At 67.4% G+C, this 13587-nt stretch carries 12 protein-coding genes; 10 read left to right on the top strand and 2 right to left on the bottom strand.

The features are described from left to right. The first annotated feature begins 95 nt into the window (after positions 1 to 95). Entirely contained in the window at positions 96 to 1646 is a 1551-nt protein-coding gene (locus tag ACUDP5_RS15375) for a M81 family metallopeptidase (protein ID WP_445656474.1), read from the top strand. A gap of 548 nt (positions 1647 to 2194) precedes the next feature. Continuing rightward, positions 2195 to 3073 carry a DMT family transporter gene (locus ACUDP5_RS15370; RefSeq protein ID WP_445656473.1) on the top strand — a complete coding sequence of 293 codons (879 nt, stop codon included), beginning with the start codon at positions 2195 to 2197 and terminating at the stop codon, positions 3071 to 3073. Positions 3074 to 3176: 103 nt separating this feature from the next. On the opposite strand, the gene ACUDP5_RS15365 is transcribed toward ACUDP5_RS15370, so the two are convergent. Together ACUDP5_RS15365 and ACUDP5_RS15360 are read right to left on the bottom strand one after the other, a co-directional pair. Further along, on the bottom strand, positions 3177 to 4058 hold the full coding sequence (locus tag ACUDP5_RS15365; protein WP_263913264.1) for a FapA family protein: 882 nt from the start codon (positions 4056 to 4058) through the stop codon (positions 3177 to 3179). A 376-nt stretch (positions 4059 to 4434) separates the two neighbouring features. Then, the gene (locus ACUDP5_RS15360) at positions 4435 to 5421 is read right to left on the bottom strand and encodes a tripartite tricarboxylate transporter substrate binding protein BugE (protein WP_263913266.1); all 987 of its coding nucleotides are present in this window, start codon (positions 5419 to 5421) and stop codon (positions 4435 to 4437) included. A 554-nt stretch (positions 5422 to 5975) separates the two neighbouring features. Here ACUDP5_RS15360 and ACUDP5_RS15355 point away from each other — a divergent pair. From ACUDP5_RS15355 to ACUDP5_RS15320, 8 genes are all read left to right on the top strand, one after another. After that, positions 5976 to 8891 carry a monovalent cation/H+ antiporter subunit A gene (locus ACUDP5_RS15355; protein ID WP_445656472.1) on the top strand — a complete coding sequence of 972 codons (2916 nt, stop codon included), beginning with the start codon at positions 5976 to 5978 and terminating at the stop codon, positions 8889 to 8891. Beyond that, positions 8891 to 9235, top strand: coding sequence for a Na+/H+ antiporter subunit C (locus ACUDP5_RS15350; RefSeq protein WP_445656471.1), 345 nt, complete (start codon positions 8891 to 8893; stop codon positions 9233 to 9235). Before ACUDP5_RS15355 ends, ACUDP5_RS15350 begins: the two co-directional genes overlap by 1 nt. Beyond that, on the top strand, positions 9232 to 10863 hold the full coding sequence (locus ACUDP5_RS15345) for a monovalent cation/H+ antiporter subunit D (protein WP_263913268.1): 1632 nt from the start codon (positions 9232 to 9234) through the stop codon (positions 10861 to 10863). Before ACUDP5_RS15350 ends, ACUDP5_RS15345 begins: the two co-directional genes overlap by 4 nt. Further along, complete coding sequence (locus ACUDP5_RS15340; RefSeq protein ID WP_263913269.1) at positions 10863 to 11345, top strand: Na+/H+ antiporter subunit E; 483 nt, start codon at positions 10863 to 10865, stop codon at positions 11343 to 11345. The genes ACUDP5_RS15345 and ACUDP5_RS15340 overlap by 1 nt, the downstream gene beginning before the upstream one ends. 11 nt (positions 11346 to 11356) lie before the next feature. Next, positions 11357 to 11638 (top strand): K+/H+ antiporter subunit F, encoded by a 282-nt coding sequence (locus tag ACUDP5_RS15335; protein WP_029953605.1) that lies wholly within the window; start codon positions 11357 to 11359, stop codon positions 11636 to 11638. Beyond that, positions 11635 to 11976: a monovalent cation/H(+) antiporter subunit G gene (mnhG, locus tag ACUDP5_RS15330; protein ID WP_263913270.1), complete on the top strand. Its 342-nt coding sequence runs from the start codon at positions 11635 to 11637 to the stop codon at positions 11974 to 11976. The genes ACUDP5_RS15335 and mnhG overlap by 4 nt, the downstream gene beginning before the upstream one ends. A 151-nt stretch (positions 11977 to 12127) precedes the next feature. Next, positions 12128 to 12628, top strand: coding sequence for a hypothetical protein (locus ACUDP5_RS15325; RefSeq protein ID WP_445656470.1), 501 nt, complete (start codon positions 12128 to 12130; stop codon positions 12626 to 12628). A gap of 106 nt (positions 12629 to 12734) precedes the next feature. Next, positions 12735 to 13583 (top strand): HAD family hydrolase, encoded by an 849-nt coding sequence (locus ACUDP5_RS15320; RefSeq protein ID WP_263913272.1) that lies wholly within the window; start codon positions 12735 to 12737, stop codon positions 13581 to 13583. Positions 13584 to 13587 lie beyond the last annotated feature (4 nt).

The raw sequence follows: 13587 nt of genomic DNA, 5'->3' as shown, positions 1-13587 counted from the left end.
CCCGATGCCTTTGTTAAGGTGCATTGAAACAAATGTTTCTCATGAATGAACAGGGATTCATTTGTTTCTATCTGCTGCGGCAAAGGATACACACCATGAGCAAGCCCTGGCGCGTTGCCATCGCAGGGTTCCATATCGAATCGGTCAGCTTCCTGCCGATCGAAGCCACCAAGGCCGATTTCGACGCCGTCGCGCTGCGTGGCGAACGCATCCTGGCCGAGCTGCGCGGTACCAACACGGTCGTCGGCGGTTTCATCCAGGTCTGTGAAGCGCAGGGCATCGACATGGTGCCGCTGGTGCACACCGCGCTGGGCGCGGTGGGGCCGGCATCGGACGAGGCCGTGGCCTGCTACGCCGACGAAATCGCGCAGGGCGTGCGACAGCACGCCGACACGTTGGACGGCGTGCTGCTGTTCCTGCATGGCGCCTGCTGGGCGCCGTCGTATCCCGACCCCGAACGCCATTTCCTGCGGCTTGTGCGCCAGGCCCTGGGGCCGGACAAGCCGCTGATGGTGGCGTTCGACTATCACGGCAACCTGGACGCCGACACCCTCGAAGGCGTCACCGCGCCGTTCGCCTACCGCCGCTCGCCCCACACCGATACTGGCGACACCGGTGCACGCGCGGCCGATTGCCTGGTGCGCACGCTGCGCGGCGAGATCGCGCCGGTGTGGGCCATTGCCAAGCCCGGCGTGCTGGTGCCCAGCATCTTCAGCGCCACTGCCTTGCAGCCGCTTGCCAGCATCATCGACGCGGGCATGCGGCGGGACGCGGCGTGCCCGGGCTACAGCGATACTTCCGTCATGGCGGGCTTTTCCTACGCCGATGCCCACAACACGGGCTTTTCGGTGCTGTGCGTGCGCGACGCCGACCGTGCGGGCGCCCAGGCCGCGGCCGATGCGCTGTCCGGGCTGGTCCATGCGCAACGCCATGCCCTGTACCGCCCGTTGCCCGTGTACGAGATCGACGCAGCGGTAGAGCAGGTGCTGGCACAGTTACGCCGCGAACCGGCCGCCGGCCGGCCCTGCGTGCTGCTCGAGCACGCCGACCGCATGAACGATTCGACCTACCTGCTGGCCGCGCTGTTGCAGCGTGGCGTGACGCGCGCGGCCGTGCCCTTCATCTGGGACCCGGCCGCGGCGCAGCAGGCGGTCCGGGCAGGCGCGGGCCAGCGCATCCGGCTGCGGCTGGGCGCGCACAGCTCGGACAAGGCCGGCCCCAAGCTCGAGGTCGACGCCCGTGTGCTGTGGGCCGGGTCCAAGCAATACCGGGTGTCGGGCGCCTACATGCGCGGCATGCCGGTGGACCTGGGCGCAAGCGCCTTGCTGGACGTAAACGGCATCTCGGTCAGCGTGGTCAGCCATTTCGCCTTCGCGGTCGACGGTGACGCCTTCACGCAGTTCGGCCTGCGGCCCGAGGATTTCGACATCATCGTGCTGCGCTCCAAGACGCATTTCCGCGCGTTCTACGAACCCCTGGCGCACGACATCCTCATCGTCGACACGCCTGACCATGGCGTGGCGGACCTGCGCAAGCTGCCGTACCGGCATGTCGACGTTACGCGCGCGTTTCCGTTCGTCGATGCACCGAACGCAGGGGCCTTCCCGCTCGTCGATGCGTCCGCCGCCAACGCCGGCCCGGCTTGACGACAGCCGGCCGCGCCGGTAGCCTGTGCAGGTTCATTCTCGAACGTCCATCGATCCCCATGCCCGACGTCACGCCTTTCGCCGATTCCGCTTTCGCTGCCCGTGCAGCGGGCGCCGGCGCGCGGGCTCGCCGTCGGCATGCGGCATCGCCTCCTGTCTTTTCTCCTGTCGTCTGCACGGTCGTTTCGCCGCCGCAGTCGCCGCCCAGGGCTGTCCGGCCGGTCTTTGTCCGGCCCGTGGCATCGCCGCCGGTGGCGCCGCCGCGCGCCGTCGTCGCGGATATATCGGGTGTATCGGGCGCTTATCCGCCCGTTGCTCCGGTCACGCCCGTCGTCGGCTGACCCCCGCAGACTTTCCGCTCCCGCCTCGTTGCCCGTTTCATCCGCGCTGATGCGCCGACGCCTGTGCGTCCGCCGCGCGCCTGACGGTGCCTGGCCCGCCTGTGCTTCTTGACTCGTGCCGTCCGGACTTGTGGGTCCTGACTTGTGCGTCCTGAAGCGCCTGCCGGCCGCGGGAGCCTGTTCCCTTCCTGACAGGTAGAAACTTTCATGTCTTTCAATCGCAATACGTGGACCGCCTATGGGTCCACCCCCTTGTTCGTGCTGCTGTGGAGCGGCGGCGCGATCTTCGCCAAATGGGGCCTGGCGCATGCCTCGGCCTTCGGCTTCCTGCTGGCGCGCTTCATCCTGGCCCTGGCCGTGCTGTGCGTGCTGGTGGGGCTGCGGCGCGGGCCCTTGCTGCCCGCGCCGGGCACGCGCGGCATCGTCGCGCTGACGGGCCTCTTGTTGATCGGCAGCTACTCCATCTGCTATCTGCTGGCGCTGGACCACGGCATCACGCCGGGCGTGTTGGCCACGCTGCTGGGCGCACAGCCCATCCTGACCCTGGCGCTGATGGAACGGCGCTATCCGCCCGCGCGGCTGGCAGGCTTGTTCCTGGCGCTGTGCGGCCTGGTGATGGTGGTGTACCAGAGCATCGGCATGGCGCGCTTTTCCGTGGCCGGCATGGTGTTCGCGTTTGCCGCGCTGGCCAGCATGACGGCGGGCGCGATCCTGCAAAAGCGCGTGCGCCAGGCGCCGATGGACGTCATGCCGCTGCAGTACGCCGTCAGCCTGGCGCTGTGCCTGGTGTTCGTGCCGTTCCAGCCGATCCGCGTGGAATGGAACATCGGCTTCATCGTGCCGCTGCTGTGGATGGGCCTGGTGATCTCGGTGGGCGCCACGCTGCTGTTCTACCGCATGATCCAGGCGGGCAACCTCGTCAACGTCACCAGCCTGTTCTACCTGGTGCCGGCGGGCACGGCGGCGTTGGACTACCTGGTGCTGGGCAATCGCCTGTCCGCGTTGAGCCTGGCGGGCATGGCGGCGATCCTGCTGGGATTGATGCTGGTGCTGCGCACGCCGGCGGCTGCCCGGCCTGCGGGCTGAGGCAGCGTGCGGCGCGGTGTCGTCGGACGACATCGCGCCGCGTTTGGTCTTACCTGGTGGCGCCGGACCCGACCGGATTCGGCGCCGCGCGCAAGCGGGCGCGTTACGCGTGTTCGGCCTGTTCCTGGCCGGCCCAGTGGCCGCTGACCAGCTGGGCAGGCCGCTCGCAGGCTTGAACCCGCGCGCACACGGACCATGCATCGAGCCGCACGTTCAGCCCGGCATACACGCCATGGCCGGCCCCGGCCTCGATCCGGCCCTCGGCGCACACGCCTTCGCCCGCGCGGATCGAGCCTTCCGCGCAGATATCCTCGCCCGCGATCAAACCCCAGCCCGTGGCCAGGTGGCCGCCGCAGCGAATGGTGGCGCCGGCCTGGATGCCGCTGGCCGCGTCGATGTCCTTGCCCGCCTGCACTTCGCCGCCGGCCTTGATGCCCTGGCCGCATTTCAGGGCGCCTTGCACCTGGATGTCCTGGCCGGCCCGCAGGTGGCCGGTCACGGCCAGGTCCTGCCCGGCGCAGATGTCCCACTTGGCGCGCAGGTTGCCGCGGCAATCCAGCGCCGTCGCGACCTCGATGCCCCATTCGGCCGACACATCGCCGCCCGCGCGCAGATCGCCCGCGCTGGCGATGTTGCCGCCGGCCACGATGTTCTCGCCCGCCACGATCGATTCCCCGGCGCGGATGCCGCCGCCGGTGACGATGCTGCGCCCGGCGCGCACCACGCTGTCCACCGTGATGCCCATGCGCACTTCCAGCGTGCCGGCAAAGACGATGGCGTTGGCGTCCAGCGTGTCCAGCTTGAGCACCGCGTCGGTGGGACCAAACTGATCCAGCAGCCAGCAGGCGTCGCCCACGCGCCCGTCGGCCACCAGGGCATCCAGGACGGCCTGGTAGTCCCCCTGTCCGTTGTGGTCCCGCAGGAACCATTTGTAGCCCCCGGCGCAGGGGTTCTTGGCTTTGACGAATTTCTTGGTGAGTTGCATGGCGCTAAATGGCGATCAAGGCGTGACGCCGCCGCCGGACGAAACCGGCAGGCAGATTGGAAACGTGGCCAGGCGCCCGGCCGAATGGCAGGGCGGTCGTGCCGGACGGCATTCGGCCAAGGCGCGAGAACCGTCAGGCGGTCAGGCGTACCCAGGGCCGGCGGCAGGCCGGTGGCTTAGAGAGAAAGGGAAGGGCGAAGCCGGCAGATCAGCCGGGCTTGGAGCGCGCGTAGGCGGAACGCGCGGCGACTTCCTGCGAGCTCAACAGGGTCGAGCGCAGGGCGCAGAGGGCGCAGGCAGCGGATGAGAGAAGAGAGAATTCAGTTCGCACGGGGCGAATGGTAGCAGAGGGGGCCGCTCCCCCTCTGCCATTCGCTTAATTCGTCGACTGGATGTTACGTTCCTTGGCAATCCGCTGACGCAGCTCCAATTCACGCTTGATCTGCGCCGCGTATTCCGCAGGCGTGTTGCCGTCCACCAGCGAGCCGCCATCGGCCAGGCGCTGGATGATCTTCGGGTCCTTCAGCGCCTTGACGGTGGCGTCGTGGATGCGGTCGATCACGGCCTGGGGCGTGCCGGCGGGGGCGACCAGGCCGTACCAGGCCATGTTGTCCATTTCCGGCAGGCCGCCTTCCTTGAAGGTGGGCACGTCGGGCAGGGTGGGCAGGCGCTTGGGCGCGGCCACGGCCAGGGCGCGCAGCTTGCCGGCCTGGATATGGGGCATGGACGACGGCAGGTTGTCGAACTGGGCATTGACCTGGCCGGCGATCACGTCGTTCAGGGCCGGGCCCGAGCCGCGGTAGGGCACGTGCACCATGTCGGTCTGGGTCAGGGACTTGAACAGTTCGCCGTCAAGGTGGCCGATGCCGCCGGCGCCGGACGAGGCATAGCTGTATTTACCCGGGTTGGCCTTGAGCAGGGCAATGAACTCGGCCAGCGACTTGGCCGGCACGGCCGGGTTCACCGTCAGCACGTTGGGCACGTTCACCATATTGGTGATGGGCGCAAAGTCCTTGAGCGGGTTGTAGGGGTTCTTGGGGTTGGTGGCCGGGTTGGTGGCCATGGTGCTGACGGTGGCCACGCCCAGGGTGTAACCGTCGGGCGTGGAGCGGGCGAGGGCGTCGGCGCCGATCGAGCCGCCGCCGCCGCCCCGGTTTTCCACCACCACGGCCTGGCCGAGTTCGCGGCCCAGGCCTTCGGCCACGACGCGGGCAACGATGTCGGTGGTGCCGCCGGCCGCGAACGGCACGATCAGGCGGATGGGCCGGTTGGGGTAGGCATCGGCGGCCTGGACGGCGGAACTAAAGCAGACGCCTGCGATGGCGGCGGCCAGGACGGCCTTGGCTTGGGACAGCACGGTCAAGAGTCTTCTCCATATTTTTTGAAATCCGACCCGGCCGGCTTCGATGGCCGGCGTCGGTGGAACGCGCCTGGTTCCGATGCCGGCCAGATCGACGCTCCGTGGGCGCCATTGCACACAGTTCCCGCCAAGGGGTCAATCGGGATTCCCCCGCCCGCCGTGGGGGTATTTGTCCCGGCTTGCAAGGCAACGGAAAATAGGGGCTGAACCCGGAAAAATCGTATGCTGACAAGAACTTGAACGCGCTCGGGGGCAGGCCTCATGCGCAATCATTGCGCAGCGATCGTGCTGTCTTTAGCCCGGTACGTGCATAAATCTCTGCATAACTTACAAGAATCTGATATTTTTCGGATGAGATTCTTGGCCGGTCTTGCAAGAAAACTATTGCGTTTGTTTCTGTCTGCGCCGTTCAATGGGCGTTGGTTGATGTCCCCACGGGGCAACGTGTAGTGCAGCGACGCACCGGGCCAGGGTTCCGTCCGTTTTTCAATCCCCGGTCTGTTTCGTCTCTCGCTGCTTGCACTGGCGGGAGGGGGCCCGGACATTCTCGGAACGCCATGTCGCTGATACTGATCCTCGCTCTGCCGTTCGCCGGCAGCCTGTGCGCCGCGCTGCTGCCTTCCAACGCCCGCAATGCCGAGGCCTGGTTGGCGGGCATCATCGCCCTGACGTGCGCGGTTCTGGTCGCCAGCTTGTATCCCCAGGTCGCCCAGGGCGGCGTCATCCGCGTGGACATGCCCTGGGCGCCCGCGCTGGGGCTGCAATTCTCGCTGCGCATGGACGGCTATGCCTGGCTGTTCGCCCTGATCGTCTCCGGCATGGGCGCGCTGGTGGTGCTGTATGCCCGCTACTACATGTCGCCGGACGATCCGGTGCCGCGCTTTTTCTCGTTTTTCCAGGCCTTCATGGCCGCCATGCTGGGCGTGGTGCTGTCGGGCAACCTGATCCAGCTGGTCATGTTCTGGGAAATGACCAGCCTGGCCTCGTTCATGCTGATCGCCTATTGGCATCATCGGCTGGACGCCCGCCGCGGCGCGCGCATGGCGCTGACGGTCACCGGCGCCGGCGGCCTCTGTCTGCTGGCCGGCGTGCTGATCCTGGGCCATATCGTCGGCAGCTACGACATGGACCGCGTCCTGGCCTCGGGCGACCTGGTGCGCGCCGATCCCTGGTATCCCGCCGTGCTGGTGCTGGTGGCGCTGGGCGCGCTGACCAAGAGCGCGCAGTTCCCGTTCCATTTCTGGCTGCCCAACGCCATGGCCGCGCCCACGCCGGTGTCGGCCTACCTGCACTCGGCCACCATGGTGAAGGCGGGGGTGTTCCTGCTGGCGCGCTTCTGGCCGGTGTTGGCGGGCACCGATGAATGGTTCTGGATCATCGGCGGCGCGGGGCTCATCACGCTGGTGCTGGGCGGCTATGCCGCGATCTTCCAGCAAGACATGAAAGGGGTGCTGGCGTATTCCACCATCAGCCACCTGGGCCTGATCACGCTGCTGCTGGGCCTGAACAGCTCGCTGGCGCTGGTGGCGGCGGTGTTCCACATGGTCAACCACGCCACCTTCAAGGCGTCGCTGTTCATGGCGGCCGGCATCGTCGACCACGAAACCGGCACCCGCGACCTGACCCGCCTGTCCGGCCTGTACAAGGCCATGCCCATCACGGCCACGTTGGCGATGGTGGCGGCCGCGTCCATGGCCGGGGTGCCGCTGCTCAACGGCTTCATTTCCAAGGAAATGTTCTTTGCCGAGACCACCTTCGTCAGTGGCGACTGGGTTACCCGCATGGGGCTGCCGCTGGCGGCCACGGTGGCGGGGGCCTTCAGCGTGGCGTATTCGCTGCGCTTCATCCTGCAAGTGTTCTTCGGCCCGCCGGCCACCGACCTGCCGCGCGCGCCGCACGAGCCGCCACGCTGGATGCTGTTTCCCAGCGCGCTGCTGGTGCTGATCTGCCTGCTGGTCGGCGTGCTGCCCGCCGTGACGCTGGGGCCGTTCCTGGCCACGGCCGCGCAGAGCATCCTGGGCAAGGACATGCCTGAATACAGCCTGTCCGTCTGGCATGGCGTGAACCTGCCGCTGGTGATGAGCTTCGTGGCCATGACCGCGGGCGTGGTGCTGTACCTGGCGCTGCGCGCGCACCAGCGCGCCAATCCGGGCCGCGTGCCGTTCATCTACCGGCTCGATGGCCGCCGTTCGTTCGAGACGCTGCTGGACGGTTCCAGCGTCGCAGCCGCCTGGCTGCTGCGTTGGCTGGCGTCTTCGCGCCTGCAGGTGCAGATGCTGCTGATCGTGCTGGGTACGCTGTTCGTGGCCTGGCTGCCGCTGCGGGCAGGGGGCTGGCTGGAAGGCACCGGCAGCATGGCCGCCGTCGACCCGGCTTTTGCCTTGTTGTGGCTGGTTGGCTGCGTCTGCGCCGTGGCCGCCGCCTACCAGGCCAAGTACCACCGCCTGGCGTCGCTGGCGCTGGCCGGCGGCGCGGGCCTGGTCACCTGCCTGACCTTCGTCTGGTTCTCGGCGCCCGACCTGGCGCTGACGCAGCTGTCGGTGGAAGTCGTGACGCTGGTGCTGTTGCTGCTGGGCCTGCGCTGGCTGCCGCGCCGGATCGAGCAGGACGAAGATGAAGGCCTGGGCGCCACGGTGCGTGCCCGCGGCCGCCGGCTGCGCGACCTGCTGATGGCCACGGCCGCCGGCACCGGCATGGCCGCGCTGGCCTACGCGGTGCTGGTGCGTCCGCAGGGCGACACCATTTCGTCCTATTTCGTTGACCGGGCGCTGCCCGACGGCGGTGGCACCAACGTGGTCAACGTGATCCTGGTCGACTTCCGCGGCTTCGATACGTTTGGCGAAATCACGGTGCTGGGCATCGTGGCCCTGACGGTCTACGCTTTGCTGCGTCGTTTCCGGCCCGCCGCCGAAAGCGCCGACCTGCCACGCCAGCAGATCGACCAGGACGGCCCCGTGCCCGCCGCGCCCGACATCAAGAGCGTCGTGCCCAAGGGCTCGATGATGGTGCCGACCGTGCTGGTACGCCTGCTGCTGCCCACGGCCGCACTGATCTCGGTGTATTTCCTGCTGCGCGGCCACAACCAGCCGGGCGGCGGTTTCGTCGGCGGCCTGATCTTCGCCACCGCCGTGATCCTGCAATACATGGTGGGCGGGGTGTACTGGGTCGAATCGCGCAGCCGCCTGAATCCGCAGAACTGGATCGGCATCGGCCTGCTGTTCGCCGGCACCGCCGCGGTCACGGCCTGGCTGGCCTACAAACCGTTCCTGGCCGCGCTGGCCTGGGATGTCGCTTTGCCGCTGGTGGGCCACGTGCACCTGTCCAGCGTGCTGCTCTTCGACCTGGGCGTCTACATGCTGGTGGTCGGGTCCACCGTGCTGGTGCTGGTGGCGCTGGCTCACCAATCGCTGCGCGCGCAACGCAAGGCGGCCGCCGAAAGCCAGGCAGCCGCCGCACAAACGGGGGAAGCCTGATGGAATTGATTTACGCCGTCGCGATCGGCGTCTTGGCGGGCTCGGGCGTCTGGCTGCTGCTGCGGCCACGGACGTTCCAGTTCATCATGGGCCTGTCGCTGGTCTCCTATGCGGTCAACCTGTTCATTTTCGGCATGGGCCGCCTCAAGTCTGGCCGCCCGCCGGTGGTGGATCCGGCCATGGCCAATGATCCTTCCTGGCACGCCGATCCGCTGCCGCAGGCGCTGGTGCTGACGGCTATCGTCATCGGCTTTGCCACCACCGCGCTGTTCCTGGTGGTGCTGCTGGCCTCGCGCGGCTTGACGGGCACCGACCACGTCGATGGACGGGAGTCCCAATCTTGAGTTTCTGGCTTCAACATCTTCCTGTATTGCCCATCATCACGCCGCTGCTGGCCGGCGCCGTGATGCTGCTGCTGGCCGACACCAGCCGCTACACGCGCGGCGCCATCGCCACGGTTTCGACGCTGGCTCAACTGGCCTGGGCCATCGCGCTGCTGGCCGTGGCCGGCGGCGCGGTGCCGGGCGTCTGGCCCGATGGCGTCGGCGTCTACCTGGTGGGCGACTGGCCCGCGCCGTTCGGCATCGTGCTGGTGGTCGACCGCCTGGCCGCCGTCATGCTGACGCTGACCGCGGTGCTGGGGCTGGCCACGCTGACCTATTCGCTGGCCCGCTGGGACCGCGCGGGCGTGCATTTCCATTCGCTGTTCCAGTTCCTCTTGATGGGCCTGAACGGCGCTTTCCTCACCGGCGACCTGTTCAATCTGTTCGTGTTCTTCGAGGTCCTGCTGGCGGCGTCCTACGGCCTGTTGCTGCATGGCTCGGGCGTGGCGCGCGTCAGCGCCGGCCTGCAGTACATCGCCGTCAACCTGGTCGCCTCGTTCCTGCTGCTGATCAGCATCGCGCTGATCTACGGCGTCACCGGCACGCTCAACATGGCCGACCTGGCGCTGCGGGCGGGCAACCTCACCGGTTCGGACCGCATGCTGTTCGAGGCCGGCGCGGCCATCCTGGGCGTGGCCTTCCTGGTCAAGGCCGGGGCATGGCCGCTGAACTTCTGGCTGGTCAAGGGCTACGGTTCGGCCAGCGCGCCGATCGCCGCCATGTTCTCGATCATGACCAAGGTCGGCATCTACGCGCTGCTGCGCATCGGCTCGCTGCTGCTGCCCACCGGCGCGCCGGCCGCCTTCAGCCTGGACTGGATGTTCGCCGCCGGCCTGGCCACGCTGCTGTTCGGCGGCCTGGGCCTGCTCGCCACCCAGCAGCTGGAAAAGATGGTGGGGTATTGCGTCATCGTCTCGGCCGGCACGCTGCTCACCGCGCTGGGCATGCCCGGCGTGACGCTGACGGGGCCGGCGCTGTTCTACCTGATCAGCTCGGTGCTGACCACGGGCGCGTTCTTCCTCTTGGCCGAACTGATCGAACGCACGCGCAGCTTCGGCGCCAACGTGCTGGCGGTCACGCTCGACGCCTTCGACCTGGACGACCCGACATCGGTCAATCGGTCCGACGACGTCGTCGGGGTGGCCATTCCGGCCGCGATGGCGTTCCTGGGCCTGGCCTTCATCTGCTGCGCCTTGCTCGTGACCGGCCTGCCGCCGTTATCGGGCTTCGTGGCCAAGTTCTCGCTGCTGTCCGCCGCAGTGTCGGCCGCCAATGAATCGGCGCCGCCCATGGACGCCTGGATCCTGGTGGCCGCCGTGCTGGTGTCCGGCCTGGCCGGGCTGATCGGCCTGGGCCGTACCGGCATCCGCGTGTTCTGGGCCAGCGACGACCGCAGCACGCCGCGCCTGCGCGTGATCGAAGCGGGGCCGGTTGCGATTCTGCTGTTGCTGTGCGTGGGCTTGGCCGCAGGGGCGGGCCCGGTGTCGGCGTACCTGGACGACGCCGCCCGCTCGCTGGATCAGCCCACGCGCTACATCGAAGCCGTCATGTCCGCACAGACGGTGCGCGCCACCCCGGGAGGAAGCTGATGCGCCGCCTTTACTTCCTTTTCCTGCCCGTGTTCCTGTTCGTCCTGTGGCTGGTGCTGAACGAAAGCCTGTCGGCCGGCCAGATCGCCCTGGGCATCGCGCTGGCGCTGTGGTTCACCTGGGCCGCCTCGCGCCTGCGTCCCTTGCGTGCCAAGCCGCGGCGCCTGTGGAAGGTGATTCCGCTGTTCCTGCACGTCACGCTGGACATCATCAAGTCCAACATCGCAGTGGCCAAGCTGATCCTGAACCCGCGGCGCAATGATTTTTCGCCCGGCTTCATCATGATTCCGCTGACCATGCGCGAGCCCCACGGCCTGGCCATGCTGGCCTGCATCGTCACCTACACGCCGGGCACCGTCTGGGTCGACCTGACCGACGACTATCGTCTGAAGCTGCACGTGCTGGACCTGCAGAACGAAGACGAGTGGATCCGCCTGGTGCAAGACCGCTACGAGCGCCCCTTGATGGAGATCTTCGAATGAACGCCATACTGATGAACAACGTCCTGTACCTGGCGGCGTCCTTTGCACTGGTGTGCTTCGCGCTGGGCATGGTGTTTGCCGCCATCCGCCTGTTGCGCGGCCCCACCGCGCAAGACCGCGTGCTGGCGCTGGACACGCTGTATATCAACGGCATGCTGACCATGCTGGTGTTCGGCATCCGCTCGGGCACGTCGGTGTACTTCGACATCGCGCTCTTGATCGCGCTGTTTGGTTTCGTGGGGTCCACCGCCATGGCCCGTTTCCTGCTGCGTGGCGAGGTGATCGAGCCATGATCAATACTCCCATTCCCCTGTGGGCCAGCATTCCGGCCAGCCTCTTGCTGGTGCTGGGTGGCCTGCTGGCGCTGACCGGCTCGGCCGGCCTGCTGCGGTTTCGCTCGTTCTACGCGCGCATCCACGCGCCCACGCTGGGCAACACCATGGGCTGCGGCTGCGTATTGGCCGCATCCATCCTGGTGTTTTCGTCGCTGGCCGGGCGGCCGGTGTTTCATGAAGTGATCATCACGCTGCTGCTGGTGGTGTCTTCGCCGGTGACAGCGATGCTGCTGATGCGTGCCGCCACGTACCGTAATCGCCTGACCCGCGCGGATGCCGATCTGGACGCGCGCTGATTTTGCATCGCACCATCTGATACTTAGGCTTACGTTTATGGCTTGCCTGACATGTCCCCTTTGAGGCATCGTGGGGCAGTTGTATCAAGCAAACGGTGTCGGGTCTTTCGGGGCCGCACCGTTCGGGTTCAATCTCTTTAAGGAGCTGACCATGAATGTACGTCCCATGCAAACCAAACGCCTTGCGGCATCCCTGTGCGCGGCCGGCCTGATGCTGGCCGCCGGAGCCGCCCAGGCCGCCGACCGGATCGGCCGCGCCGGCATTCAGGCGCAATACGAACAGGATGTGGCGGCTTGCAAGAACGGCAGCACCGGCCAGGATCGCGCGGCCTGCCTGCGCGAAGCCGGCGCCGCGCGCCAGGAAGCCAACCGCAAGCAGCTCAGCGACGGCACCACCGAGCAGCACCAGCAAAACATGATCGACCGCTGCAACCGCCTGCCGGCCGATTCCCGCCAGGACTGCATCACCAGCATGACGCAACCCACCCAGGTGCGCGGCAGCGTGCAGGGCGGCGGCGTACTGCGTGAAACCGTGATCCAGGTGCCGGCCAACACCGTGCCGCCGGCCCCGCCGGCCCCGGGCATGGCGCCGGCGCCCGGCATGGCGCCCGCCCCGGGCATGGCCCCGCCGCCGCCCGCGCCGATGCGCTGATCAAGACCGCCTGACCGGCTCGTCCCGGTCTCATGGCATGCCCTTGAGGGCGACAGCCGCCACATTCAGGCAAAATGGCGGCTGTCGCCCTTAATTACGCATATCCATGTCAGACGTCATCGCCCTGATTTTCGACTTCGACGACACGCTGGCCTCGGACAGCACGTCCGGTTTCCTGGACAGCATCGGCGTGGACACGGCGTCCTTCTGGAAAGACCAGGTGGATCCGCTGCTGTCCAGGCAGGACTGGGACCCCGTTCCCGCCTACCTCTACCAGATGATCCAGCTGTCCCGCGAGGGCAAGCACGGCCTGATCACGCAGCAACGCCTGCAGGAATGGGGCGCCCGGCTCGAACTGCACGACGGCGTCACCACGCTGTTCCAGCGCCTGCGCGCGGCCGTGCGGGCCGAGCAGCCGCAGGTGCAGCTTGAGTTCTATCTGATTTCCAGCGGCATCGGCGACGTGGTGCGGTCCACGCCCATTGCGCACGAATTCACCGAAATCTGGGCCTCGGAATTCGTCTACGGCGACGACGGCGGCATCACGTTTCCGCGCCGCATCGTCAGCTTCACCGACAAGACGCGCTACCTGTTCCACATTCAAAAGGGCATCATCGGCCGCGATTTTCGCAACAAGCCGTTCGAGGTCAACCGCAAGGTGCCCGAAGACCGCCTGCGCGTGCCGTTCGACCAGATGGTGTTCGTGGGCGACGGCTACACCGACATTCCGTGTTTCTCGCTGATCCGCCGCGCCGGCGGTTTCGCCTTTGGTGTGTGGGACCCGAAACACCGCGACAAGCGCAGCCGCGCCTGGGGCTTCATCGAAGAAGGGCGGGTGTCGAACCTGAACCAGGCGCGCTACGACGAAAACGCCGAACTCTATCAATGGCTCGAAGAAGCGGTCACCAGCCTGGCTGGCCGCATCGCACTGAAGTCGCGGGTGTACCGTGGTTGATCCG

The organism is Achromobacter sp. NCFB-sbj8-Ac1-l (genome assembly GCF_052695805.1).
The sequence above is the reverse complement of the archived record's forward strand: the minus strand, read 5'-3'. Positions and strand labels throughout refer to the sequence as shown.